This window comes from Streptomyces sp. NPDC020845, from assembly GCF_044334165.1.
GTDB lineage: Bacteria > Actinomycetota > Actinomycetes > Streptomycetales > Streptomycetaceae > Streptomyces.
In genome coordinates this window covers 22,841-48,495 of the sequence record NZ_JBIRSJ010000023.1, presented here as the reverse complement: position 1 = coordinate 48,495, position 25,655 = coordinate 22,841, and the positions used below count along the sequence as shown (strand labels likewise).

Annotated in this window: 22 protein-coding genes, 1 pseudogene and 1 riboswitch; of the genes and pseudogenes, 11 read left to right on the top strand and 12 right to left on the bottom strand. The window is 69.9% G+C overall.

Annotated elements, in window-relative coordinates; all coding sequences use genetic code 11:
- Nucleotides 1-73: 73 nt before the first annotated feature.
- From eno to ACH4U7_RS45290, 4 genes are all read right to left on the bottom strand, one after another.
- Nucleotides 74-1,369 carry a phosphopyruvate hydratase gene (gene eno, locus ACH4U7_RS45305; RefSeq protein ID WP_398533619.1) on the bottom strand — a complete coding sequence of 432 codons (1,296 nt, stop codon included), beginning with the start codon at nt 1,367-1,369 and terminating at the stop codon, nt 74-76.
- A 177-nt stretch (nt 1,370-1,546) separates the two neighbouring features.
- Nucleotides 1,547-2,242, bottom strand: a complete 696-nt coding sequence (locus ACH4U7_RS45300; RefSeq protein WP_398533618.1) for a transglycosylase family protein — start codon at nt 2,240-2,242, stop codon at nt 1,547-1,549.
- Between the two features lies 1 nt (nt 2,243).
- Nucleotides 2,244-2,413: riboswitch (cyclic di-AMP (ydaO/yuaA leader) on the bottom strand.
- Between the two features lie 261 nt (nt 2,414-2,674).
- Nucleotides 2,675-3,682: a transglycosylase family protein gene (locus ACH4U7_RS45295; RefSeq protein ID WP_398533617.1), complete on the bottom strand. Its 1,008-nt coding sequence runs from the start codon at nt 3,680-3,682 to the stop codon at nt 2,675-2,677.
- A gap of 142 nt (nt 3,683-3,824) precedes the next feature.
- Nucleotides 3,825-5,096 (bottom strand): cytochrome P450, encoded by a 1,272-nt coding sequence (locus ACH4U7_RS45290; RefSeq protein ID WP_398533616.1) that lies wholly within the window; start codon nt 5,094-5,096, stop codon nt 3,825-3,827.
- A 587-nt stretch (nt 5,097-5,683) separates the two neighbouring features.
- Here ACH4U7_RS45290 and ACH4U7_RS45285 point away from each other — a divergent pair.
- The 7 genes from ACH4U7_RS45285 (at nt 5,684) to ACH4U7_RS45255 (ending at nt 11,708) form a co-directional block, all read left to right on the top strand.
- Entirely contained in the window at nt 5,684-6,805 is a 1,122-nt protein-coding gene (locus ACH4U7_RS45285) for a sensor histidine kinase (RefSeq protein WP_398533615.1), read from the top strand.
- Complete coding sequence (locus tag ACH4U7_RS45280; RefSeq protein ID WP_014177157.1) at nt 6,802-7,203, top strand: roadblock/LC7 domain-containing protein; 402 nt, start codon at nt 6,802-6,804, stop codon at nt 7,201-7,203. Before ACH4U7_RS45285 ends, ACH4U7_RS45280 begins: the two co-directional genes overlap by 4 nt.
- Nucleotides 7,200-7,571: a DUF742 domain-containing protein gene (locus tag ACH4U7_RS45275; RefSeq protein ID WP_043487028.1), complete on the top strand. Its 372-nt coding sequence runs from the start codon at nt 7,200-7,202 to the stop codon at nt 7,569-7,571. Before ACH4U7_RS45280 ends, ACH4U7_RS45275 begins: the two co-directional genes overlap by 4 nt.
- A complete protein-coding gene (locus tag ACH4U7_RS45270; protein ID WP_358629159.1) occupies nt 7,546-8,136 on the top strand; it encodes an ATP/GTP-binding protein in 591 nt (196 codons plus the stop codon). The genes ACH4U7_RS45275 and ACH4U7_RS45270 overlap by 26 nt, the downstream gene beginning before the upstream one ends.
- Before the next feature lie 8 nt (nt 8,137-8,144).
- On the top strand, nt 8,145-9,524 hold the full coding sequence (locus tag ACH4U7_RS45265; RefSeq protein WP_398533614.1) for a cytochrome P450: 1,380 nt from the start codon (nt 8,145-8,147) through the stop codon (nt 9,522-9,524).
- A 191-nt stretch (nt 9,525-9,715) separates the two neighbouring features.
- Nucleotides 9,716-10,930: a cytochrome P450 gene (locus ACH4U7_RS45260; protein ID WP_398533613.1), complete on the top strand. Its 1,215-nt coding sequence runs from the start codon at nt 9,716-9,718 to the stop codon at nt 10,928-10,930.
- A complete protein-coding gene (locus ACH4U7_RS45255) occupies nt 10,914-11,708 on the top strand; it encodes an enoyl-CoA hydratase/isomerase family protein (RefSeq protein ID WP_398533612.1) in 795 nt (264 codons plus the stop codon). The genes ACH4U7_RS45260 and ACH4U7_RS45255 overlap by 17 nt, the downstream gene beginning before the upstream one ends.
- Nucleotides 11,709-11,812: 104 nt before the next feature.
- On the opposite strand, the gene ACH4U7_RS45250 is transcribed toward ACH4U7_RS45255, so the two are convergent.
- The 5 genes from ACH4U7_RS45250 to ACH4U7_RS45230 form a co-directional block, all read right to left on the bottom strand.
- Nucleotides 11,813-12,811, bottom strand: coding sequence for a nucleoside triphosphate pyrophosphohydrolase (locus ACH4U7_RS45250; RefSeq protein WP_398533611.1), 999 nt, complete (start codon nt 12,809-12,811; stop codon nt 11,813-11,815).
- 14 nt (nt 12,812-12,825) lie between these two features.
- Nucleotides 12,826-13,566, bottom strand: coding sequence for a SurA N-terminal domain-containing protein (locus ACH4U7_RS45245; RefSeq protein ID WP_398533610.1), 741 nt, complete (start codon nt 13,564-13,566; stop codon nt 12,826-12,828).
- Nucleotides 13,567-13,680: 114 nt separating this feature from the next.
- Nucleotides 13,681-15,228 carry a protein kinase gene (locus tag ACH4U7_RS45240; RefSeq protein ID WP_398533609.1) on the bottom strand — a complete coding sequence of 516 codons (1,548 nt, stop codon included), beginning with the start codon at nt 15,226-15,228 and terminating at the stop codon, nt 13,681-13,683.
- Nucleotides 15,225-15,854: a hypothetical protein gene (locus ACH4U7_RS45235; RefSeq protein ID WP_398533608.1), complete on the bottom strand. Its 630-nt coding sequence runs from the start codon at nt 15,852-15,854 to the stop codon at nt 15,225-15,227. The genes ACH4U7_RS45240 and ACH4U7_RS45235 overlap by 4 nt, the downstream gene beginning before the upstream one ends.
- Before the next feature lie 130 nt (nt 15,855-15,984).
- Nucleotides 15,985-18,270: a class I SAM-dependent DNA methyltransferase gene (locus ACH4U7_RS45230; RefSeq protein WP_398533607.1), complete on the bottom strand. Its 2,286-nt coding sequence runs from the start codon at nt 18,268-18,270 to the stop codon at nt 15,985-15,987.
- A gap of 156 nt (nt 18,271-18,426) precedes the next feature.
- Here ACH4U7_RS45230 and ACH4U7_RS45225 point away from each other — a divergent pair, with 156 nt between their 5' ends.
- Together ACH4U7_RS45225 and ACH4U7_RS45220 are read left to right on the top strand one after the other, a co-directional pair.
- Nucleotides 18,427-19,152, top strand: a complete 726-nt coding sequence (locus tag ACH4U7_RS45225; protein WP_398533606.1) for a hypothetical protein — start codon at nt 18,427-18,429, stop codon at nt 19,150-19,152.
- On the top strand, nt 19,152-19,934 hold the full coding sequence (locus ACH4U7_RS45220) for a hypothetical protein (RefSeq protein ID WP_398533605.1): 783 nt from the start codon (nt 19,152-19,154) through the stop codon (nt 19,932-19,934). Before ACH4U7_RS45225 ends, ACH4U7_RS45220 begins: the two co-directional genes overlap by 1 nt.
- Nucleotides 19,935-20,013: 79 nt before the next feature.
- Here ACH4U7_RS45220 and ACH4U7_RS45215 read toward each other — a convergent pair whose 3' ends face one another.
- Nucleotides 20,014-20,577, bottom strand: a complete 564-nt coding sequence (locus tag ACH4U7_RS45215) for a hypothetical protein (RefSeq protein WP_398533604.1) — start codon at nt 20,575-20,577, stop codon at nt 20,014-20,016.
- Nucleotides 20,578-20,687: 110 nt separating this feature from the next.
- Here ACH4U7_RS45215 and ACH4U7_RS45210 point away from each other — a divergent pair.
- Nucleotides 20,688-21,137, top strand: a pseudogene (locus tag ACH4U7_RS45210) (MFS transporter); the annotation flags it as partial.
- 501 nt (nt 21,138-21,638) lie between these two features.
- Here ACH4U7_RS45210 and ACH4U7_RS45205 read toward each other — a convergent pair.
- The gene (locus ACH4U7_RS45205) at nt 21,639-22,385 is read right to left on the bottom strand and encodes a GntR family transcriptional regulator (protein ID WP_398533603.1); all 747 of its coding nucleotides are present in this window, start codon (nt 22,383-22,385) and stop codon (nt 21,639-21,641) included.
- A 958-nt stretch (nt 22,386-23,343) separates the two neighbouring features.
- Entirely contained in the window at nt 23,344-24,120 is a 777-nt protein-coding gene (locus ACH4U7_RS45200) for an HNH endonuclease family protein (protein ID WP_398533602.1), read from the bottom strand.
- Between the two features lie 59 nt (nt 24,121-24,179).
- On the opposite strand from ACH4U7_RS45200, the gene ACH4U7_RS45195 reads away from it, so the two are divergent.
- Nucleotides 24,180-25,646, top strand: a complete 1,467-nt coding sequence (locus tag ACH4U7_RS45195; RefSeq protein ID WP_398533601.1) for a DUF2079 domain-containing protein — start codon at nt 24,180-24,182, stop codon at nt 25,644-25,646.
- Nucleotides 25,647-25,655 lie beyond the last annotated feature (9 nt).

Below are 25,655 nucleotides of genomic sequence, written 5' to 3'. Positions count from 1 at the left end.
ACTTCGCTACGTACGCCGTCCCCGGCCACGGTACGGGACCGTGGCCGGGGACGTGCATCAGGCTCGGCGGAGTTCAGCCCTTGAGGACCGCGCCCTTGAACCGCGGGAAGGCGGAGCGGCCCGCGTACACCGCCGCGTCGTCGAGGATCTCCTCGATGCGCAGCAGCTGGTTGTACTTGGCCACGCGCTCGGAGCGGGCGGGGGCACCGGTCTTGATCTGGCCGCAGTTGGTGGCGACGGCCAGGTCCGCGATGGTGACGTCCTCGGTCTCGCCGGAGCGGTGCGACATCATGCACTTGAAGCCGTTGCGCTGGGCGAGCTCGACGGCGTCCAGGGTCTCGGTCAGCGAGCCGATCTGGTTGACCTTGACCAGCAGCGCGTTCGCGGTGTTGCTCTCGATGCCGCGGGCCAGCCGCTCCGGGTTGGTGACGAACAGGTCGTCGCCGACCAGCTGGACCTTGTCACCGAGCTGGTCGGTGATCGTCTTCCAGCCGTCCCAGTCCTCCTCGTTCAGCGGGTCCTCGATGGAGACCAGCGGGTACGCGTCGACCAGCTCGGCGTAGTACGCGGTCATCTCGGCGGCGCTGCGGGTCTGGCCCTCGAAGGTGTAGGCGCCGTCCTTGTAGAACTCGGAGGCGGCCACGTCGAGCGCCAGCGCGATGTCCTGGCCCGGCTGGTAGCCGGCCTTCTTGATCGCCTCGACGATCAGGTCCAGGGCGTCGCGGTTGGAGTTCAGGTTCGGGGCGAAGCCGCCCTCGTCGCCGAGGCCGGTGGACAGGCCCCGCTCCTTCAGCACGGACTTCAGGGTGTGGTAGACCTCGGTGCCCCAGCGCAGCGCCTCGGAGAAGGACTCGGCGCCGATCGGCGCGATCATGAACTCCTGGATGTCCACGTTGGAGTCGGCGTGCGAGCCGCCGTTGAGGATGTTCATCATCGGGACCGGCAGCAGGTGGGCGTTGGGGCCGCCCAGGTACCGGAAGAGCGGGAGGTCGGAGGCCTCGGAGGCGGCGTGCGCGACCGCGAGCGAGACACCGAGGATCGCGTTGGCGCCGAGCGAGGACTTGTCCGGGGTGGCGTCCAGGTCGAACATCGCCTGGTCGATCAGGCGCTGCTCGGTGGCGTCGTAGCCGACGAGCTCCGGACCGATCTGCTCGATGACGGCCAGGACGGCCTTCTCGACGCCCTTGCCGCCGTAACGGCTCTTGTCGCCGTCGCGGAGCTCAAGGGCCTCGAAGGCACCGGTCGAGGCACCGGAAGGCACGGCGGCACGGCCGGTGCTGCCGTCGTCGAGGCCGACCTCGACCTCGACCGTGGGGTTGCCTCGCGAGTCGAGGATCTCGCGAGCTACGACGACGTCGATGGACGGCACGAGGATCTCCTTCGTATGGGTCTGTCTCTGCAGCACGAGCCTAACGGGCCCGGAGGGCCCACCCGACGAAGCCCCGGCGGGGCGCGCCTCGCGTGGGGGCGGCGCGCCCGGCCGGGGCGGTCTTCGGGGGTGCGGGGGCCGGGGGTACCGGGGTGGGGGGAGGCCCGGCCGGGTGGGTCAGGAGAGGTGGAGCAGCTGGCCCGGGAAGATGAGGTTGGCGTCCTCGACGATGTCCTTGTTCAGCTCGAAGAGCTTCTTCCAGCCGCCGTCGACGTGGTGCGCGTCGGCGATCTTGGAGAGGGTGTCGCCGGACTTGACCTTGTACTCGCCGTCGCCCTTCTTGATCGCGTGGCGGGCGTGCCCGCGCCCGGCGTGCTCGCTCTCCTCGCGGGGCTGCGCCTTCGGCTTGGCGGGCTGCGCGGGCTTGGCCGTCTCGGCCGGCTGGGCGGGCTTGGCGGCCGGCTTCGAGGGCTGGGTGGTGGAGGTGGAAGGCGTCGGGGTGCCGGTGGTGGTCAGGCCCGTGCCGCACACCGGCCAGGCGCCCTTGCCCTGTCCGGCCAGGACCTTCTCGGCTATCTGGATCTGCTGGTCCTTGGTGGCCAGGTCGGCGCGGGCCGCGAAGGCCGTGCCGCCGTACGCGGCCCAGGTGGAGTTGGTGAACTGAAGGCCGCCGTAGAAGCCGTTGCCGGTGTTGATCGACCAGTTGCCGCCGGACTCGCACTGCGCGACCGCGTCCCACTGGGCGGTGGTCGCGGCCGAGGCGGAGGTGGCCCCCAGGAGCGGTGCGGCGACGGCCGCACCAGCGACGCCGGCGAGCGCGGCGATGCGGGTGACCTTGGAGGGACGGCGGTGCTTACCCTTGTCGTTACGCATGTTCGTTCCTCACCGACGCCTACGAGGTGAGCTGTCGGGTTCGGACTGTGAGTTGCCCGGCCGGATGCGGCTGACCGCACCTGGCTTCACCCCGAGCCGAACGGGCCCGTCTCCAGGCCGCTACGGCGCCTACCTTGGTTCCCCCGCTCCTGCCTTCGGCGCAAATGCGTCGGTTTCCCCCCGACCGCCGGCAGGACTCGGCGTGACGATCGACGGTGCCCGCGGTGGCGAGCGGAAAGACGTTAAACACACCTTCCGATGAGGTTCAAACACCGACATCCCAGCGAATGAGGCCGTATCCGCACCCAGCCATCCCACATCCACGCAGGTGAGGCCGGGTGCGGAAAGATCGGACAGCCGACGCACGCCGGGCGATGTGACGAGATGTATGTCTCACTGCCGCCAGATCGGGCAATTCACCCCGAAATGCCGCTATCTGGCGCTGAGATCGAGACGCTGACCAGGGTGGATAAGGTCCGGGTCGGTTCCGATGAGGGGTTCGTTGGCCTCGTAGAGCTTGGGCCACCCTCCGTCCACCTTCTGGTCGTCCGCGATGTCTGACAAGTTGTCACCGCCGCGCACGGTGTAGTCCTCGCGACCGAGAGGCTGAACGGGGGTCTCGGTGTGCTCCGCGTCGTCGCGCGAGGCATGGCGCCCCGAGGACCGGGTGTCGTCGTCCGCCGTACCCGCGGAGTCCTGCTCGCGGGCGTCGGGCGCGCCGCGGTGGCGGCCGGTGGGGGAGGTGGCGGAGTCCTCGCCCTTCGCGTCGCGGTCGGAGCGCTCGTCACCCTTACCGCGGGACGCTTCGTCGGAATCGCCGGACTTCTCGCCCTTTTCACCGGACTTGTCGTCGGGGGTCGCGGAGGGATCCGGCTTATCGACTTTGTCGGATGTATCGGAATCTTCGGAACTACCGGAACTGTCCGAGCTGTCCGATCGATCGCCCCGACTGGAGTTGTCGGACGCTTCGTCCGTATCGGAGTCGTCGATCCCCGTGGGTTCGCTCGAATCCTTGGCCTCGGGGGTCCCCTTCCCGCCGGGGTTCACATCCAGCGCGTCGGCGAGGCCGGCGAGCCCGGCGTCCAGCGCACAGCTCGGCCAGGCGTCCGGGCCGCGGTCGGCGAGGATCGCCTGGGCGATGGCTATCTGCTGGGAGCGGCTGGCGAGGTCGGGGCGCGGGGCGTACTGCTGGCCGCCGTACTTCTTCCACATGTCCAAGGTGATCTGCAGACCGCCATAGAAGCCATTGCCTCCGTTGGCGCTCCACATCCCGCCGCTCTCGCATTCGGCGACACGGTCCCAGGTCTGGGTGGTGTCCGCGGCCTGGGCGCCGACGGCGCCGAAGAGCGGCATGGCGATGCTCGCACCCGTCACCCCCGCGGCGACCACGATTGCCGGAGCCTGACGGGGGCGGCGGTGTCGACCGTTCCCGGAGCGCATGCGTTCTGCCTCTCGTGTGGCGGCTGAGTCGTCGGTTGAACATAGCGACGCCATCTGATCATCACAAGCAGATGTATCCCAGGTCACGCGGTGATCACGCCGTTGACGTTATGTCACATATGCCGAGTGCCAAGGGCGTTTGCTAGGTGATCGGGCCCCAGGTCACGGGCAGTTCGCGCAGCCCGCGCATGATCAGACCGCCGCGCCGGCGGATCTCCTCCGGCTCCACCGCGAGCCGCAGATCGGGCAGGCGCCGCAGCAGGGTGCCGATGGCGGTCTGGGCCTCCAGCCGGGCCAGTGGCGCGCCCAGGCAGTAATGGATGCCATGGCCGTAACCGAGGTGCTGGTTGTCGGTGCGGGAGAGATCGAGCACATCGGGTGAGTCGAAGCGCTCGGGGTCGCGGTCGGCGGCGGCGAGCACCACCAGCACCGGCTCGCCCGCGGCGATCCGCTGCCCGCCGATCACCACGGGTTGGGTGGCGAACCGCCAGGTCGCGATCTCCACCGGCCCGTCAAAGCGGAGCAGTTCCTCGACACCGGTCGCCAGCAGCCCCTCGTCCCCTCCCTGGGCGGCCCGCCGCAGCCGGTCGCACTGGACGGGGTCGCGCAGCAGCGCATAGGTGCCATTGCCAATCAAATTCACGGTCGTCTCAAAACCCGCGAACAGAAGCACGAAGCACATGGCCGCGGCCTCGTTCTCGGTCAGCTGCTCACCGTGGTCGCTGGCCCGGATCAGCCCGGAGATCAGGTCGTCGGCCTTCCCCTCTCTATCCTCGCGCAGCGACTCCCGCTTGCGGTGGATGAGATCGGCGAGATAGGCGCGGATCCGCTTCACCGCCCGGGCCACCCCGCCGCGCGGCCCGCCGCCGTGCCGGATCATCATCCCGGCCCAGTCCCGGAAGTCGTCCTGGTCCTCGCGGGGGACGCCCAGCAGATCGCAGATGGCGTAGATGGGCAGCGGGAAGGCGAACTCATGGATCAGATCCGCCTCTCCTCTTATCCGGAACCCGTCGATGAGGCCGTCGGTCAACTCCTGCACCCGCGGGGCGAAGGCCGCCACCCGGCGGGGGGTGAACGCCTTGGACACCAGCCGCCGCAGCCGGGTGTGGTCGGGTGGGTCGATATTGAGCAGATGCGTCATGAGATCCGCACTGCGCTCGCCCGGAATGCCCACCTTGCCCTTGGCGTGCGCGGCCTCGCTGTGATGAATCGGATTCTTCGACAGCCGGGGATCGGCGAGCGTGGCCCGAGCGTCGGCGTAGCGGGTCACCAACCACGCCTCAACTCCGCTGGGCAGAGTGGTCCGATGGACGGGGGCGTGTTCCCGGAGCCAGGCGTACGCGGGATACGGATCGGTGGCGAACTCCCAGCTGAAAAGGGCCGGGGAGCAGGCAGGGTGGTGCCGGTCTGACATCCCCCGACAATACGGCAAAGCCCCGGAATCCCTGATTCCATAGAAAAAGGGCATAAACGCCGGGCGTTTATCCGATGCGTGTGCGAATGCCCGATCGGCCGCTCCAGCACAGCGTGATTGGCCGATATCAGACCGCCACCGCACCCCCGACGGCACCCTCGGCCCGTCCGGCCGCGCGATGTCCTGCCGCACCCCGGCCGCCCCCGTGAACACACGGCGAAGGGCAGATGGCTGAATCGGCGTCAGGTACGCGAATGAGCCGGAGGCACATGCACATCGGCCCCTGACCCTGGTGATACGATCACCGCGCTTGCCAGGCGAGCCATGGGCGCGTAGACACGCGGCGATCCGGCAAAAAAGCCGAAAAGGGTCATCACTCTGAGGAGCATTATGCCGCCAGTCGGGCATGTGGAGCCGATCCGGCAGACCGACGCCCCCGCACTGGCGCCGTGGAGACGAGCGCGCTGTCCTCGAGCCGAGCGGGCGCCGTCCGGACACTGACTCGCCGCCGTCCCGCCCACGAATTCGGAACGCACCGTGCGAAACCCTTTCAGTCCCTGGCGGTCTAGTCGCTTAAAGAGAGTCTCATGACGCAATACATACAGGATCCAGCGCTCTGGGCTCTGATCGTTGGTACCCCTCTCGCCGCAACCGCCATATTTCGCGGGAGAAAGGCGCGTACACAGCTCGTCAACGAGAAGACCGAGCTCCAGAATCGCTATACCGAGCTTGAGAGCAATTATTCGGCCTCGGTACAGGAAGCCCATACCCGCGCGGAAGAGGCCACCAAGAGCGCGCTGAAGTCCGCGATGCGCACGCTCCAGGGTCTCGCCAACGAGCAGCAGCTGGCGATCTCCAAGACCCAGGAGAGGTACGGCGAGCACCACATGCTCCAGGACCTCCTCGAGATCGACCACATGAACTCGCAGTTCGGTCGGCGTGCCCAGTCCATCGCGGTGCTCTGCGACGGCTGGCTCGGCCGTCAGCGCACCGTCGCCTCGGTGTACGACGTGGTCCGCAGCGCCAAGGGCCGTATCCGTCACTACACCCGCGTCGAGATCCGCTCCCAGTCCAACTTCGCGGTGGTCAGCCGCGCCGTCGAACCGGTCGCGCTGGCGCTGGCCGAACTGCTGGACAACGCGACCAGCTACTCGGCGCCCGACTCCCCGATCGACATCACCATCCGCACCGTGCCCAAGGGCGTCTGCATCATCATCGACGACGCCGGTGTCGGTATGAACGAGGAAGAGAAGAACAGGGCCGATGAGCTCCTGTCTTCCAAGCGCGCGTCGGGCGTCACGGGCCTGGGAAACCCCCCGCAGTTCGGTTTCGCGGTCATCGGTGTGCTCGCCGCCCGATATGGCTTCACTGTCTCCGTGGATTCGGCCTCTCCCTACGGTGGTGTGCGAGCGGTGGTACTTCTGCCCGAGGACCTTCTGACCAACATGCCCGAGCCGGAGGAGCCGCCGGCGGTCGCCCAGCCCGCGGCCCGCGGCCGCGACGAGGAGACTCCCGCCGACTCCTCCACCCCCGGGGGACTGCCCAAACGCCGGCGCAAGGGCTCGATCTCCATCGTGCCCAAAGCGGACTTCACGCCCGCCCAGGCCCGGTCGAGCGAGGAAACCGCCTCGATCATGGGCGCCTTCCAGCGCGGCACTCAGTCCGGCCGCTCCGCAAACCCGAGCAGGGAAGGGCACGATCTTTCGTGAACAACGATCTGTCATGGATGCTTGACAGCGCCCTGGAGGTACCAGGCGCGCGCCATGCGCTCCTGGTCTCCGCCGACGGTCTGCTGATGGCCCGATCCAAAGACGTCCAGAAGGACGAGGCCGACTCGATCGCCGCGGCGATGAGCGGCATCCAGTCGTTGAGCCGCACGATGTCCAGCTTCTGTGGCGATCCCCGGATGAGCTGGCGTCAGACGTTGGTGGAGTTCGACGGTGGCTGGGTCTTTCTGATCTCCGCCGGAGAAGGCGCCTATCTGGCCGTCTCGTCCGCCCCCGATGTCGACATGGCGGACATCACCTTCCGGATGCAGCAGCTCGTCGGCCAGCTCGGCAAGGCCCTCAGCACTCCGCCTCGAGAGAACACAAGTATTCAGGCATGATTACACCGGGTGAGCAAGAGCCAGAGGCCGCGCCCTTAGTGCGACCGTACGTCATCACCAACGGTCGCGGTTTGCCGGAGAACGACCAGTTCAATCTGATCACGCTGGTCACCGCCTCCGAAAGACGGCCGCCCAGCCATTACGACCCGGAGAAGCTCCGCCTGTTGGACCTGTGCGGCGGCGGCTATCTCTCGGTCGCCGAAATTGCGGGACACCTGGGACTTCCCATCGGCATCGTGAAGGTTCTGCTGTCCGATCTCTCTTCGGACGGCTATCTCGTCACGCGCGCCCCGGCACCCCCCGCCCAACTCGTCGACGTATCGGTCCTTCAGGAGGTGCTCGATGGTCTCCAGGCCCGCTTCGGATGAGGACGTCTATCTGCGCAACAATGTGCAGATAGCTGCCAAGATCCTGGTGGTGGGGCATTTCGCGGTGGGCAAGACGACCTTCATCGGCACCATGTCGGAGATTCCCCCGCTGCGCACCGAGGAAACCATGACGCAGGCGGCGGCTCATATCGACGACCTGCGCGGTGTCCAGGGCAAGACCACGACCACCGTCGCCATGGACTTCGGTCGGCTCACCCTCAGCGACCGGCTTGTCCTGTATCTGTTCGGCACCCCCGGACAGCAGCGCTTTGTGCAGGTCTGGGAGGACATGACCCGCGGCGCCCTCGGGGCGCTGGTACTGGTCGACCCCGAGCGCCTCAAGGAGTCCTTCGACGTCATCGACCTGGTCGAGCAGTACGGACTCCCCTACGCGATATCCGTGAACCACTTCGACGGCACACCGGTCCGCTCCGACGACGAGCTGCGTGAGGCTCTCGATCTGCTTCCGGAGACCCCCGTCGTCACCTGTGACGCGCGCGATGAGAAGTCATCGGCCAACGCGCTGATCACGCTGGTGCGCTATCTGCAGGATCGTGCCCGCTAGGAGCAAGCATGAACAACCAATCGGCCTTCACCGAGCCACCACCCGGCTGCCCCGCCCACAACAGTGGCCGGCGGATACCCATGTACGGGCCGGAGTTCGCGGCCGATCCCCAGGCGTTCTACAACCATATGCGCCAGTACGGGCCGACCGCGCCGGTCGAGCTCGCCCCCGGCGTGGACGCCACCCTCGTCACGGACTACTCGGCGGCTCTCCAGCTGCTGCAGAACCCGGACACCTTCCGCAAGGACTCACGCCGCTGGCGCGATCTGAACGAGGGCAAGGTGGCACCGAACAACCCGGTGCTGCCCATGCTGGCCTACCGGCCGAACGCCCTGTTCACCGATGGTGCGGAGCATATGCGGCTGCGCCAGGCGGTGACGGACAGCCTCGCCGGTGTGGACGCCCACTGGCTCAGCCGTCAGGTCGAGCGCGTCTCCTCGTATCTGATCAGCCAGTTCAGCGCCCTCGGCGAGGCCGATCTGCTGAACGACTACGCCAAGATGCTGCCGCTGCTGGTGTTCAACGAGCTCTTCGGCTGCTCGCCGTCCATCGGTGACCGGCTGGTCATCGGCACCTCCGGCATCTTCGACGCCAGCATGGACGCCGAGAAGGCGAACGAGGAGCTCACCCAGGCGCTGATCGAGCTGATCGCCCTCAAGCGGCGGCAGCCGGGCGACGACGTCACCTCGCGGCTGATGGCCCACCCGGCCAAGCTGACCGACGAGGAGATGATCCATCAGCTGGTCATGCTCATCAGCGCCGGTACCGAACCGCAGCGGAACCTGATCGCCAACGGTCTGTATCTGCTGCTGTGCGACGAGAAGCACGCCGGCGGTTCGCAGGCCGGCGGGCTCCTGGTCGAGGACGTCATCGACGACGTCCTGTGGAACTTCCCGCCGATGGCCAACTACGCGCCGCACTACCCGGTGTGCGACGTCGAGCTCGGCGGCAATCTGCTCAGGGCCGGCGACCTCGTGCTGATCAGCTTCGCCGGCGCCAACACCGACCCCGCGCTGTCCTCGTCGCGACAGGTCCTCAGCAAGCGCGCGCACCTGGCCTGGAGCGCCGGGCCGCACGCCTGCCCGGCCAAGGACTCCGGCCAGCTCATCGCGGTGGGTGCGATCGAGAACCTGCTCAACCAGCTGCCGGATGTCGAACTGGCCGTGCCGATGGAGAGCCTGCAGTGGCGGCCCGGCCCCTTCCACCGGGCCCTCACCTCGCTTCCGGCCCGCTTCGCCCCGGTTCGCGCCCAGCAGACCGCGATGATGAGCCCCGCCTCGCAGACCGGCCCCGCGGTCACTCCCGCGGCCGTATCGCAGACACGCCCCCAGGGCAAGGCACAGAAGAGCAGCGTGTGGAGCTCTTTTCTTGCCTGGTGGAAGTCGTGATCTTGCCCACAATTCGAACCAATTTCCGTATGAATGGATGTTCAATCGTGCGGGTAGTACGTATCGCGAATTGTCGCGGACTGATCAGTTCCGGTCAATTAAGCGACTTAGTGTGACCCCAACCGGGGTGCAGTCCAGAAGGAGTGGTTGTGGAACCTTCCGCCGCCGGCACCATTGTTGACCGACGCTCCATGGTTTCACTCATATCCCGCCTACGAGCTTCCCGGGGACAGGCGAACCCTTACCCCATCTACGCCGAACTCAGGGCCATGGGCGATGTCGTGCCCGCCCCCTGGGGCGGCCACCTCTTGCTGTCGTACGAACTCTGCGACCAGGTCCTCCGAAGCAAAGCGTGGGCCACCTTCGATGCCGAGTGGCGGGCGCGCCAAGGCGATGGAAATCGCTGGAGCGCGCCCGCCTCACGTCAATTGAGCAAGACGCTCCAGGGACTCAATCCGCCGGTGCACACCCAGCAGCGGCGCTCGCTCGGAAATGTATTCGACCGCTCCACACTGGCCGGTCTCCAGCCCTTTGTCGGGCAGAACGTCGAAGAACTCCTCGACCGGCTTTCCGACCGGCTGCGCGCGACCGGTGAGGCCGATTTCGCCACCCTGGTCGGCGAAGAACTGCCGGTGGCCACCATCAGTCACTGGCTGAAGCTGCCGCAGGCCGACCACGCCCTGCTCAGGGAGCTCACCCACGGCCAGGCATACGCCCAGGAACTCCTCCCCTCGGCAAGCCAGTTGGCCCAGGCCAATACCGCCGCCGAGGGACTACGCGAGTATTTCACCGCGGTCGTCGCGGACCGCCGTCGCTCCCTCGGCGACGATGCGCTCTCGCGCTGGATCCGCACCTGGGACGAGCTCGAACCGGACCGCGAGGTCGCTGACGAAACGCTTTACCACCTGGTGATGTTCATCGTCATCGCCTCGCTGGAGACCACCTCCACCCTGCTGTCGAACATGGTCTGGCTGCTCGACCAGAATCCGCGGCAGAGGTCCTGGCTGCTGGCCCACCCCGAGGCCACGCCGAACGCCGTCGAGGAAGTCCTGCGCTACGACCCGCCCATCCACCTGACCACCCGGGTCGCCACGGAGGACACCGAACTCGCCGGAACGCGAATAGAGCGGGACGAAGTGGTACACGTCATGATCGCTGCGGCCAATCACGATCCGTCCCAATTCGCCGACCCGGACACCTTCGACATCGGGCGCACGGCCGCCCACCTCGGTTTCGGCGGCGGCATTCATTTCTGCATCGGAGCGATGCTCGCCCGGCTGGAGGCGACCGAACTGCTCCAGGGCCTCAACCGCCGTTTCCCGACACTACGCGTCACCACACCGCCATTCTGGGAACCACGTATGGCATTCCGCCGACTCACCGCACTCCATGTCGCCGAGCACTGAGCCGCGGGAAGAGGAAAGCGTCGTGTCGCTCAAGTCCCTGTACGTCACCCACGACGGCCCCGTAGTGCAGGTGCGGTTCAACACCCCGGAAAACGGCAACGCCATCACGGACCGCGTGCTCGACGATCTGCTCGCGGTGCTCGGCGCCGTACACGACCGCCCCGATATCCGGGTGGTCGTGCTCTCCGGGGGCGGCCCCAATTTCTGCGCGGGCGGCGACCGCCGCGAATACGCCGAACAACTCGCCACCGATCCCTCCGGCACCGGGCTGCGGACCACCAGCGGCAAGGCCCGCCGGGTGTGCGACGCCCTGGCCACCACGAGCGCCGTCACCATCGCCCGGCTGCACGGTCAGGTCATCGGCGCCGGACTGGCCCTGGCGCTCTTCTGCGATCTGCGCGTCGGGGCCGACGACTGCCGCTTCCGGCTGCCGGAGCTCGCTCTGGGCCTCCCGGCAGCCTGGGGAGGCTCGCTGCCCCGTCTGCTCCAGGAGGCGGGGGCCGCCCGGATCCGCGAACTGATCCTGACCGGCGCCGGATTCGACTCCGCTCAGGCCGAGCGGCTTTCGGTGCTCCACCGGGTCGTCCCGGAGGCCGAGTTGGACCAGGTGGTCGACGAGTGGACCCGGCCCGTCGTCCGCCGCTCCGCCGCGGCGCTCCGGGTCACCAAGGCCATGCTGAACTCCTACGCCGCCGGCAACCGGCTCGCCGACGCCAGCCTGCTGGACGCCGAGCTCATGGCGTCGGTGATCGCCGCCGGACGGTCCGCGGACGCCTGACCTGCTTGCGAGCCCCGCGGCAGCATCGGCAGCAGGGGCTCGCGAGAGCAGAACCACCGCAGCAGCAGGGCTCGTCGGCAGCAGATGCCCGCGAGCCCTATGCCCTACTCCCCGCCGCGCCGCGCGACTTCGGCCGCCCGGATCGCATCGCGGTAGGTACGGGCCGCGGCGCGCAGCGCCGTCTCCGGCTCGATGCCCTGCTCGGCCGCCCGCACCGCCAGGGCGAGCAGTTCGTAGCCGACGTCCTCCCCCTCGGGCAACGGCACCTCAAGACCCGCCGTACGGGCGCGGGAGGCCAGCTTGGCGGCCAGCGCGAGCGCGGGCTGGCCCAGCGGCACTCCGTCGGTGACCGAGTCGCGCCGCTTCTCCGCCGCCTTCGTCCGCAGCCAGTGCTCCCTGACGTCCTCGGCGGTCTCGGCCGCCTCCTCGCCGAAGATATGCGGATGGCGGCGGATCAGCTTGTCCACGATCCCGCCCGCCACCTCGTCGATCGAGAACGGCTCGTCCGGGTCCTCCTGCGCGATCCGGGCGTGGAAGACGACCTGGAGCAGCACATCGCCCAGCTCCTCGCGCAGCGCCTCGCGGTCGCCCTGCTCGATGGCCTCGACGAGCTCGTACGCCTCCTCGATGCCGTACTTCACCAGCTCCTCGCTGGTGCGGGCGCCGCTCCACGGGCATTCGACCCGGATCCGGTCCATCACCTGGACCAGGTCGAGCAGCCGGGCGCCCGGCAGGTCGTACGCGCCGGGCAGCAGCTCCAGGTCCGGCATCCGCTCCCGCCCGGACCCGGCGAGCCTGGCCAGCCCGTCGGTCAGCGCGGACTCCCCGTCCGCCGAGGTGAGCACGACGGCGGTGCGGCCCGGCGCGGTGGTGCAGTAGTCGACCAGCTCGCGCGCGCCGGGCGCCGCCTCCGCCACCTCGATGCCCGCATCCCGCAGATACGGCAGCTGCGGATGGGCGGAGTCCGCGCACAGCACCCGGTCCGCGCCGCGCAGCGCCTGCCACGCGGGCCATGACAGCAGCCCGGGCGCCACCCGGTGGCTGGTGGTGAGCAGGACGATACGGCCGGTGGGGGCGCTGCCCGGGGCTTCGGAGGCGGTCACCCTTGAAACGTAACCTACGCCTGCTGATTCACGTCCTCGGAGGTCCGCAGCCAGGACTCCTTGGTCAGCACCGCCGTGCCCCGGGTGTCGTCCCAGGTCCCGTAGCGCGGGTTGACCGTGATGGCCAGCTTCTTGGAGGTGGCGGCGAAGACCGCGTTGACCTTGGCGGTGCCGAGCTTGTGCACCAGGCCGTTGCGCAACAGCTCCATGCGCAGCGCGTCGTCGATCCGGTCCGGGGCGATGCCCTGTTCCAGATAGAAGTCGCGCAGCGCCGCGGCGCCGCCCGACTGCGGCCCGGCGGTCGGGTCGCACTTCGTCGTCTGCCCCGTCTGGAGGCCGCGCAGCACCTCGGCGCCGCCCGCCGACTCGACGGCCTTGCGGCACTGCTGCACATCGCGGCGGGTCACCCCCACCCCGTTGTCCTTGCCGGCCCGCTCGATCACCCGGAACTGGATCATGCGGATCAGGGTGTTCTGGCTCAGCTGACCGCTGTTGGCCACCAGCTGCTCGGACTTGGCGGCGCCGCGCTGCGCGTCCCGGACGTCGTTGACCCGCGCCTGGAGCTGCGAGACGGTGATCCGGCTGCCGTCCACGACGGCGGCTGCCCCGGGGTGCGCGTCATTGCCACAGGCCGTGAGCAGCGGGGCGGCGAGCAGCATGGCGGACGCGGCGGGGACGGCGAGGGTGGCGCGGCCGCGCGGCGAAGCCGCTTTCGTGCGGCGGTATGGGGGACGCCCCCCAAAGGGATGCAGCATCAAGTCTCCCGGCATAGATCGACCTGGCTTGATCGATGGTATGGAGTCGGCGCGGCCTAAGCCACTGCTTCGACAACGATTCGCCACGGCTCCGGCCACCTCCCCGCCACCTCGCTAGCCCCGGACCTGCCCGAGCCAGTGCAGTGTGCGGCGGATCTCCTCCGGAAAGGGGTGGTGCGGGCCGTGCAGCCGCTCGGCGTCGAACAGGAGGCGGGCGAGCATGTCATGGGCGGCCGGGCGGTCGCCGAGGGACAGCAGCAAGTGCCCGATTCTGCGGCGGATTTCCAGCGGCGTGGCCGGGTCGGTGGCCGCGTACTGCTCGAAGTACGGGAGCAAGGTGCGGTATTCGACCAGCGCCTGGGCCGCCTCGCCGAGCTGTTCGAGGCACTGGGCCGCCTCGTAGCGGAACTGGAGGGAGTTGCGCAGCGCCTCGGGGCCCGACTCGGCGGCGTACTCGTCGGCGAGCCGGCGCAGCTCGGGCAGGGCGCGGCGGTACTGCCCGTCGTCCATGAGCGTCACCGCGTACTGCTTGCGCAGCGACCGTACGACCGGGGAGAGCTCGCCGTGCTCCGCGGCGGCCGACGGGAGGATCGCGCCGAGGATGTCCACGGCCTGGGTGATCCACCCCTGGTCCAGCAGGCGCTTGACCTCGTCGACGGCCGCCGCCACATCCGACCGGGCGGGGGCTGCGGGCGGCGCCGCGGGAACGGCGGCGGACGGCGGTCCTGGGCGGTCCGGCCAGGGGGCGTGCGGGCGCAGGAAGGGGCGTGTGGGGTCCATGGGGCCGGCGGCGGCGACACCGGGCGCCGCGGCGGCGTACGGCAGCAGCGGAACCAGCGCCTGGTAGACCTCCTGGGCGTCGGCCGGCCGGTGCTGGGGGTCCTTGGCGAGCAGCCGCAGCACCAGCGCCTCCAGCGCCTCGGGCACCTCGGGCCGCGCCTGGCGGACCGGGACCGGCGGCTCGTAGAGATGGCGGTGCAGCACGCCCAGGGCGGTGGAGCCGGCGAAGGGCACATTGCCGATGAGGAGTTCATGCATCAGCACGCCCAGCGCGTACAGGTCGGTGTACGGGCCGACGGCGCCGCCCATGGCCTGCTCGGGGGCCATATAGGCGGGGCTGCCGATGGGCGAGCCGGTGTGGGTGAGGCGGGTGGTGTCGGTGTCGAGGACGGCGGCGACGCCGAGGTCGAGGACGGTCACCGAGCCATCGGGGCGGATCATCACGTTCCGCGGCTTGAGGTCGCGGTGCACGATCGGCACCGCGTGGACGGCGGAGAGCACCGCGCACAGCTGCGCCGCCACGCACACCGCCCACTGCCAGGGGTAGGGGTCGTGTTCGGCGAGGTGGTCGGCGAGGTCGGCGCCCTCGACGTACTGCATGATCAGGTACAGGTCGTCGCCGTCGCTGCCCGCGTCGTGGACGGTGACCAGACCGCGGTGGTCGACCTGCGCGGTGACCCGGCACTCGCGTACGAAACGGCGGCGCAGATCGTCGACGCCGTCGCCGCCGTCGCTGGGTATCGCCATCCGGTCGGGGCGCAGCAGCTTGACCGCGACCCGGCGGTCAAGCCGCCGGTCGTACGCGGTCCACACCTGGCCCATGCCGCCCTGGCCGAGGAGCGTGGCCAGCTCATAGCGGTCGGCGACGACGCGTCCGTTCAACGGCCCTGCTCTCTGCGGAGGTAGTCGCTGAGCTCATCCAGCTCGGCGCGTACGCGCTGGATGCGCTGCGGTTGGGGTTGGGGCTGGGGCTGGGGCTGGGGCTGCGGTTGGGGCTGGGGCTGAGCCTGGGGTTGGGGTTGGGGTTGGGGCTGGACGGGCTGGTGCGGCGGCTGGAGCGGCTGCTGCGGCGGTACGGCCTGGTGCTGGTGGGGCGGGACCGGATAGCCGTACGGCGCGGGCCCGGTCGGATACCCCGGCGGGACGTACGGCCCCACCCCCGGCGCGACGACGGGCGCCGGGCGGTGGTGCTTGATGTCGACGATCAGGAAGTGCGTCGCCACGGCACAGGACAGCAGGAACATCCCCGTCAGGGTCGCGTACGCCAGCGCGTCGGGCTCGTCGGGGCCGGTTCCGAACTCCACGAAGGCGAGCACCACCACCACACACGTGCCCCAGAACAGCAGCCAGTCCAGCGCGCGGCGGCGCAGGATGGCCACGCGCAGCATCGTCACCCACGACAGCAGGCCGAAGGTCAGCAACGTCAGGCCGACGAAGACCACCCGCAGGACGGCCACCGTCGCGGTGGCGGCGGGACGGGGCGGCGGCGCGGGGGCGGGGCCGTGCATGGCTGCTCCTGGAGGACCTGGTGCCGAGGGGTGCTCGCGCGCGTGCGTGCGCGCTTGAGCGTATACATCGACGTGGCAGGCGGAACCCGGGTTGTACGGATCCGTCGTCTCTTTGATCACACAATCGTGATCAATGGGGCTGGACCGTACCGTCGGCCAGCCCGTCGTACAGCCCCCGTACCAACTGGTCCCCCAGCCGCCCCGCGAGCCTCAGCGCCTCCTCGAAGGAGGCGAGGGTGCGGTAGTGCTCGCCGTAGCGCCGCTGGTCGTCGAGCGGGAGCCGGGGCAGCCGCAGTCGGCGTACGTCGAGCCGGGTGGCGGTGGAGGCGTAGCTGCTGGCCTGCCGCTGGTTGGCGCCGCCGCGCAGATACCCGGCGAGGAACCACGGGTCGAGCGCCTGCGGGTCGGGCCGCAGCAGGCACAGATTGCGGGCGAGCATGGCCCCGGCCGCGGCCTCGTCCACCACGCGGGCGACCGTGCCGCCGCCGACGAGCGGCACCACGACATCGCCCGGCTCGGTCAGCACCGGCTCCTCGGCGGCCACCTCGGGCCGCTCACCGGCCGCGGGGGCGGGGAGGGCGCCGGTGGGGCCGGTCCCGGCGAGCACGTCGGTCTCGGTGAGCACCGGGGGCGCCTCCGGCCCCGAGCCCGCCGACTGCCGCCCCGGCCCCGGCACCGTCACCGCGCCGCCGGTGCGCAGCACCAGGGCGCCCGCACGGGCCAGTTCACCGACGGTGGTCATGGGCCAGCGCGCGCCCTGCGGCTGCTCTTCCAGGGCATCCGGGCCGGCGGGCGCGACGGGGGTCAGCTCGACCGTACGGGCCAGGGTGGCGGTGAGCCGGTCGCGTACGGCGGCCAGTTCCCCGGCGCCGCCGCCCGCGGCGGGCGGCGGCAGATGGCGGGCGGGGGCGAGATCGACGTCGTCATCGAGGAGTTCGATGACGGGCAGCACCTGGCACACGCCCGCCCGCTCGGGAGCCCCGTCACCGCCGCCGCCGTCGTCGTCGCCGCCGTCGCCGTCGAACGCACGCCAGGCGTCGAGAACGGTGTCGCGCACGGTCTGCCAGGGCAGCTTGTCCCGGCCCGGGGAGGCCGCGCCCGCCGGGTATCCGGGGACCGCCGCCGGGCCGTCGGCCGGGCCCGACGCCGAGGCCACGGCCGCCGCGGCGTCGACCAGCAGCAGCCGCGGCGCGGTGGGCTGTCCGGCCCCGGGGCGGCGCAGCACCCACAGATGCAGCGGGATCCCGTACGGCGGGGCGGCCCCGGCGGGCAGCGCGACCACGGCCCGCAGCGCGCCGCGCCGCAGCAGATCGGCGCGGATACGGCGGCCGGAGCGGCGGGAGGCCACGGCCGGGGGCATGAGCAGTACGGCGATGCCGCCGTCGCGGAGGTGTGCGAGGGCGTGCTGGACCCAGGCGAGCTCGGATTCGGTGCGGGCCGGGAAGCCGTACTCCCAGCGGGGGTCGTAGGCGAGCTCGTCGTGACCCCAGTTGCGCTCGTTGAACGGGGGGTGGGAGACGACCGCGTCGGCGGCGAGCTGGGGCAGGGCGTCCGCGCGCAGGCTGTCGCCGCCGTGCACCCGCACCTGTGTGCCCTGGCCCTCGTGGGTCAGGGCCAGCCGCAGCGCGGTGAGCGCGGCGAGGTCGCGGTCCAGCTCCTGGGCGTACAGCGTGGCCACGCCGTGGGTGCGCAGCACGGCCCACAGCAGCCCGCCGGTGCCCGAGGCGGGGTCGAGAACGGTGGGGGCAGGACTCATCGGACCCGTCGGCTCGCCCGCCGGCCCCGCCAGGGCGGCCATCAGCTCGGCGAGTTCGGGCGGGGTGACGGTGTACTGCCGTGGGTTGGCGTCCAGATGGCGCCCGATCAGGAACTCGTACGTCTCGCGCGGGCCGGTCTCGGCGGCCAGTTCGACGGCCTGGCGCAGCAGCGGTACGAAGGGCCGCAGCCCGGCCGGGTCCGCGACGGGCACCGGGTGGTCCTCGCCGAGCCGGGCGGTCAGCACCGGGGCGAGTGCGGGCGGGAGCAGTTCGGCCAGCTGCGGGTCGGTGGCGTCGCTCAGCCGGCGCCACTGCGCGGGCCGGTCCCGTACGAGGAGGAGTACGGCGCCGACGGGGCCGAGCGCGGCGGCGGCCCCGTCCGGATGCCCGGCCAGCGCCTGCCAGACGCGCTCGCGCAGCGGCACCTCGGCGAGCTTGCCCTGGTCGCGCAGCCATTGCTCGACATCGCCGAGGGCGAAGGTCGGGCTGGTCTCGGTGCCGCCGACCGGCTTGGGGAAATCCGCGTGGCGGCGCCGCCAGTTGCTGACGGCGGCGCGGCCGACCCCGGCCAGCCGGGCGATCCCGGCGGCGGTCACCTCTGCTGCGTTGTCGGGCACCTGGCTGACTCCGTCCGGTGGTGCGGCTGTCACATCGAGCATACCGATAGCGATCTTCAAAGAGACCCGTTCACATTGTGAATCCTACCTCGCCGCCGACTCTTGTTGACTCGGTTCACAGACTCTGCTGTGATTGACCCATCGGTTCGCGGAGGCCGGTCCGGCTCCGGGATGGACTCAGAAGGGGAGGGCTGTCGCATGTCGCAGCAGCAGAAGCAGAACTGGTTTGCCCGGCACAAGGTCCTGACGGGGGCGGGGGCGCTCGTCGTGGTGATCGCCATCGGCGGCGCCCTGGCGGGAGGCGGAGGAGACGACGACAAGGACAAGAGCAAGGACACCGTGGCCCAGGGGGCCACGTCCGGCGGGGGCTCGAAGTCCGGTGACAAGGGCGGAGACAAGGGCGGTGACAAGCCCAAGGCCGAGCCCGCCATCGGCGGCGACGGCACCTTCCAGGTCGGCTCCGACGTCAAGCCCGGCACCTACATGTCCACGGACAACACCGACGGCATGTGCTACTGGGAGCGGGCCAAGGACTCCAGCGGCGAGACCGATTCGCTCATCGCCAACGACAACGTCATGGGCAACGCCTATGTGACGATCAAGGCGAGCGACAAGATCTTCAAGTCGAACGGGTGCAAGGACTGGGCAGCCGTCCCCGCCAAGGCCTCCGGCACCCCCAAGTCCGAGGTGGACGGGAACGGCGGCATGTACCGGATCGGGGCCGACATCGCCCCCGGTACGTACAAGTCGACCGGCAACGCCAATGACGCGACCTGCTACTGGGAGCGCAGCAAGGACGCCCTGCACGGCATCGACTCGATCATCGCCAACGAAAACGTCTCCGGAAACGGCGTGGTGACCATCGCCGCCGGCGACGGATACTTCAAGACCAACGGCTGCAAGAACTGGAAGAAGACGAGCTAATGCGCTCCACCACGACCCTGGCGGCGCTGTGCGCCGTGACCGCACTCGCCCTGACCGCCTGCGGCACCGACGACGACAAGGGCGGCACCGCCGGCAAGTCCGGGGAGTCAGTCTCGGCGAGTTCGAAAGCCACACCGTCCGCCAAGGCCCCCGGCTCCGAGCTGGAGAAGCTGACCGGTCCGCAGATCGCCAACAAAGCCATGAAGGCGATGAAGTCGGCGACATCCCTGACCACGGACCTGGACGGGACGGTCGACGGCGGCCCCATGAAATACCACATGTCCTCGGACAACAAAGGCGAGTGTGTCGGCAACATGGCCTTCGGCACCGAGGGCAAGGTCGAATTGGTCAAGACCGGCGACCTGATCTACATGAAGTTCGACCGCGCCTTCTGGAAGGCACAGGGCGGCAAGGACGGCGCGGACGCGGCCGCCACGATCGGCGACCGCTGGACGAAGTCCAAGGCATCCGGCTCCGACTTCAAGGACTTCGCCAGCGCCTGCGACTCCGACACGATGCTGTCCGGCTTCGAGTCCGGCCCCAACCTCGCCCGCAAGGGCGAGACCACCACGGTCGACGGCAAGCCCGCCATCACCCTCACCGAGACCGACGGCGACGAGACGTACACCACCTACGTCGCCACCGAGGGCAAGCCGTACATCCTCAAGATGGTCATCAAGGGCGGCAAGGAGCCCGGCACGGTGACGTTCGGCGACTTCGACGAGCCGGTCGACGCCAAGGCCCCGACCGGGGACATCGTCGACCTCGACGCCCTCGGCTGACGACCTCGGCCGACCGGCCGCCACCCGCGCGCTGGGCCCCGTCCTCGGACCGGGCCCAGGCCAGGCCGCCCCAGCCGCTCTACAGTGACGGTTCTTGCGGGTCGGCATCAGAGGCCGAAGCCCGGACGCTTCGCCGACGCGCACGAAGCCAATGGATTCCACCGCCACCGATGAGCAGTACAAGGGCAGCACCGCCGCCCAGCCACCGCAGCCATGATGTGCTGGTGCCGGTGTGGCCCGAGACCGTCATCAACTCGACGTTTCCCGACCTCTCGACCGAGGGGAAATCTCGCGGCAAGGTGATCTTGTCGTCCTCGCTGAGAAGTTTGTTGTTCGCGCGGAAATCGTCCAGGTCCCGGTAATCCCGACCCTCGTGGTCCACTATCGCCACGCTGCGTTTTGGTGTGCATACGAGGAACAGTGTGATCCATTCGAATCGCTTGCCCTTGTGAGTAACGAGGATCTTCTGGCTGTACACCTTGCCAGGGGACGCACAGTGGCTCTGCCAAGTCGCGAACGGCGCCTGTACGCCGCTCGAGGCCGCGGCCGAACCGCATGCCACTGCCAGGAAGATGAGAGCTATCGCGATTGCCGCACCCAACGCGCGGCCACTGACCCGGGTTGTCGCCTCCACTGCGGACACGGACGGGCTCCTCCCACTCCGCTGATTCCCTCAGGTCCACGACGCCCACCCCGACCAGGGCGCGTCGCTCACCAGCATCCGCCCCCTTCCCCGGGACCCCTCCCCGCGGCAGCTTCAGCGCAGGAGCCGTGGCCAGCGCCGCGCTGCTCGCCATCGTCGGCTGGCTGCCCCGTGCCGGCCTCATGATGGCCGGGACGCTGCTCGTCGGCTGCGCGGGCGCGGCCACCATCGCGCTGGTGCCCACCCTGTGCCTCGCCGCGGTACTGGCCGCGGTGGTCGGGCTGAACGCGGGCGTCTTCGGCAGCCTGGACAACGCCCTCATCCAGACCGCGGCGGACCCGGCCCATCTCGGCCGGGTCAACTCCGTCGTCATGCTCACCATGGTCGGTCTCGCGCCCCTCAGCTATCCACTGGTCGGCGCCGCCATCGGAGTCTGGGGCGCCGCCCCGGTGTTCATCGGCTGCGGCGCCTTCGCCGGCCTGGGCGCGGTCATGGCCCTGGCCTCCGACGCGGTACGGCACGCCGAACTGCCCCGGCAGCGACCGGGCGCGACCACCTGAGCCATCCGCCACCTCCCAGGGCCCATCCTTGCCGCGCGGCCATCCAGGCGGCGGGCCGGCAGGTGGACCCGGCGCTGACCAGCGTCCGGCAGACCACGGAGGAGATGGGGCGGGCCAAGGTCCGGGTGCTGCTGGAGGAGATCGAGTCCCAGGGCGGGCGCAGTCGTCTCGGACCCTGCGGGTCCAAAGCGCCAGCAGGAGGAGGGAAGGGGGCCGCCAACCCGTGTCCCGATTCCTTGGCCCGGTGGGTGGCTGAGCTCAGGACACAGGGTCAGCCGCCCCCCTTCCCTCCCCCTGCTGGCGCTTTGGACCCGGAGGGTCCGAGACGAAACCCGTACCCGCGTGAACCGAATGCCGCGAGGCGGCGCACAGGCACAGGCGAAGCGAAGCGCAGCCAGCGCGAAGCGAAGCGCAGGACCTACCCATCCCGCAGCGAAGCGCACCCCACCCGGGTTCGGGAGTGATCGGCGCCCGAGCACGACGGCCAGGGCCACATGAGAGTCAGGAAGCGTCCGGCGCCGCCTCAAAGCTGTACTCGTAGCCGACAACCAGCCGGTAGGGCAGGCACCACTCGCCGTACTCGATCACGCCCTCGTCATCCCACAGCCGGTGAGCGCCCGCGAGGATGGGCGAGCCGATGCGCAGGCCGAGGAAGTTGGCCTCGCGCGCGTCGGCCTCGCGGCCGTGGACGTCGTCACGGCCCGCCTGGATGCGGCGCCCGGTGGCCTGCTGGATCTTCGGCAGCAGGCCGGCCGCAGCGCGTGCGGATGTGGACAGCAGCTCGGGAACGGCGGCGGCGAAGTGCGCCGGGTACCAGGTCACGAAGAGGCCGATGCGCTGCTGTCCCTTGCCGGTGTGCCACTGGCGTCGTACTACTTGGTCGCCGTCCTCCAGGTCGAAGATCTCGGCGACGTACTGGGGCGGCTTGATCAGTTCCGCATTCGTGACGACCATCGTCTCGCCCTCCGAGAGAACCGACCCGGTGCGCAGGACGCGAGTGATCCGGTCGTAGCCGGAGGGGGCGACCTCGGGTGCGTTGGCGACGAAGGTGCCCCGGCGCGAGGTCGTGATGTAGCCCTCCACTTGGAGCTGGTCGAGTGAGCGGCCGAGGGTGGCGACCGATACGCCCTCTCGCCGCGCCAGTTCCCGCACGGGTGGCAGCTTCTCGCCCTCCTTGAGCGCCCCGTCGAGGATGCTGCGCCGGATGCGTTCCGCGACCCGCATGTAGGGGTGATCGCTGCCGGCCATGGCGCCTCCTGTACCTGTGTCCTAGGGCACGACTGACTGTACTAGGACACAGGTAATCCGTACGGGGGAGATGGCACCACACCCCTGGGCATCGTGTCCTAGGTCACGCTACTTTCTGTCCTAGGACAGACGGTCAGACTGCCGCGACGGGCGAACGTCCGAGGGCATGGCCCAGCAGCTGAAACGGAGCTGATGAACATGCGCGACCCTATCGGGCGGTTCTTCGCGTGGGTGAGTGCACTTCTCGCCTTACGGCCGCGTGGCCGTCATCGGGCCGGGACGGTGCCTCCCGCGCCGCGTACGGGCCTCTCGCGGCCCGAGGCCCGAAGCACGGCGGTCGCCCGGTGACCGCCAACACCCGGACCACGCCCGCCATCTCCCCGGGGCCCGGGTGCGCTCTGTGCGCCACCCTTGGGGACTTCGGGCCCCATGACCCCGCCGACCCGCGCTCGGGCCTGTGCCCTGCGTGCATCACGGCTGGCAAGCCCACCCGCGAGGGCCTGGAAAGCGCGGTGGTCATCGTGGCCGGACAGACCCTGGCAGGGGCTGAATCCTCGAACTCGCCACCGCCGCGCCGGAAGAACTGGCTTACCACCTGGGCGCGGTGAAGCGGAGCCTGCGCACCGTGCTCCAGCTCTTCGCCCCGGTCGAGGGAAAGGGAACCCGGTGAACGCCGACGGCCAACGCGACCGGGGCGAACGGCCAAAGATGACGATGCGCGTCTACACCATGGCGCGCGACGGAATCGTCACCGCGCGGCGCGCGATGGTGACCGTCCTCGCCGGGGAGAAGAGCGACGCCTACGGACTTGGGCAGGCATGGCCACCGTGCCAGTGCCCCCGCCATCGCGAACATAACAACCCGAACCGCTTCAAGCGCTCTGAGGCGGCCGCCCGTCCCTCGATCGCCCCGGGGCGATCGAGGGACGGGCGGTCCCCCCACAGCTGCCCCAGAGCCCTCACCCGCCGCACTGCCGCCGCATCATCCCCTGGTCGGCGGCGGTCACCGCCATCTCGTACTTGAGCGCGACCTGGGCGAAGCGGACCGCGTACGCGCATCTGATCGATGTGCTCGGCGGCAGCCAGGACGCGGGCCCTGAGTCGCCCTTGGCCGAGTTGGCGCGGCCCTCGACCGGGATCAGATTGAGCACGTCGTTCGCGAGCTGTTCGCGCTTGCTCTTCGCCCAGCGGGAGGAGCCCATCTGCCAGCTGTACGACAGCGGCACCACATGGTCGATCTGCACCTCGGCGGCCTTCTCCTTGCGCCACTCGATGGTCTTGCCCGTGTACGGATCGTGCAGCGTCATGGCCACGACCACACAGTCGGAGCCGGACCGGAAACGCAGCCGCTGACCGTCACGCCGCAAAAGATCGTTGCGGGTGTCGCAGCCGTTGCGCGCGAGCGGCACCCCGTCGGCCGTGTCCATCCAGGCGTAGCCGAACTTGTCCCGCTCATAGCCGGTCCTCGGCCCCCGCCCCTTGGTGAGCAGCTGGTCGATGAGCCGCTGGGCCGCGGCCTTGTCCGCGGCGCTCGTCACGGGCGCCAGGCCCGGCTTCGTACCGTCCGGGTTCTTCAGCGGACTGACCGCCCGGCCGTCGCCCTGTTGCGCACCGCTGCTGCTCTGCTCTCCGCCGTCCCGCCCGTCGCCGTCCTTCTCGGCCCCGGACGTGCACCCGGCGACGGCCAGCAGCACGGCCAGCCCCGGAATCAGAACCTGCCCAAACCGTCTCTGCAACCGTCCGGCCTCCTTCGCGTATCTTTTCGCACAGACCGCCCACACGATAAGGACCCTGGATGGACACGGCTGCCGCACTCCCGCCCGGCACCAGCGCCGAGGGGGCGACCGCCGCCACCTTGGACCGCGCCCAGCCGGACGACGCCCCGGCAGGCGGGCCGCGGCACTCCCGCCGGGACCCGTACTGGCTGGCCGCGGCCTTCTTCGTGGCCTTCGCGGCCATCTCGATCACCCGCTATCGGCGGATGGCCACCATGTCCTGGGACCTGGGCATCTTCGAGCAGGCGATACGCTCCTACGCCCATCTCCAGACCCCCGTCGCCGACCTCAAGGGCCCCGGCTTCAATATCCTCGGCGACCACTTCAGCCCGGTCACCGCGCTGATCGCCCCGTTCTACCGGGTCTTCCCCACCCCCGTCACCCTGCTGGTCGTCCAGGCCGCCCTCTTCGCCGTCTCCACCATCCCCGTCACCCGCGTCGCGGCCCAGCTGCTGGGGCGGGGCCGCGGGCTGGCGATCGGCGTCGCGTACGGGCTGTCCTGGGGCGTTCAGCGGGCCGTCGACTTCGACTTCCACGAGATCGCCTTCGCCATGCCGCTGCTGGCCTTCTCGCTGGAGGCGGTGGTGCGCAGGCGCTGGTACGCGGCGATGCTGTGGGCCGTCCCACTCGTCTTCGTCAAGGAGGACATGGGGGCCACGGTGGCCGCGATCGGCGCCGTGATCCTGGTCCGCACCTGGCGGGAGCGCCCGCCGCGGATCGTCCCGCTCGCGCTCGGCCTCATCGGCTTCGGCGTACTGGCCTCCGCTCTCGCGCTCGGCGTGATCATCCCGAGCTTCAACGGCTCCGGCTCGTACGACTACTGGAACAAGGTCGGCAGCGGCGGCGAGCAGACCGGGACCATCCCCTTCGAGACCGCCGTGCGCACCCTGCTGTGGGTGCTGCTGCCCACCAGCGGCCTGCTCGCGCTGCGCTCCCCGCTGCTGCTGGCCGCCGTGCCCACCCTCGGCTGGCGCTTCGTCTCCCACGACGACCACTACTGGGGCACGGACTGGCACTACAGCGCGGTGCTGATGCCGATCGTCGCGCTCGCCCTCGTCGACGCCATCGACCGCGCCCGCGACAGCCACCGCCCCTGGCTCGCCTCGTACGCCCGGCAGCTGCCCGGCATGGTGGCCGGCGCGGCGCTGGCGCTGACCGCCTCACTGCCCCTGGAAAACCTCACCAACCCGGACTTCTTCGACAAGCCGAAGGAAGTCACCGAGGTCGAACGGCTGCTGGAGCGGATCCCGGACGGGGCGTCGGTCGAGGCGAACGTGGGGCCGATCAGCAGGCTCACCAGCCGCTGCCGGGTGTTGTGGGTCGGCAATACACAGAATGTCGTGCCGGACTACATAGCCCTGCAAGAGCCGGAGCGCACGGCCGAAGACCTCATCGCGTACGCGAAACAGCTGCACCCGGAGCACCAGTACGCGTATCTCGGCTCCAGCGGCGGCTACTTCGTGCTCAAGCGGGCCGATAGGGCCTGACAGCCACTG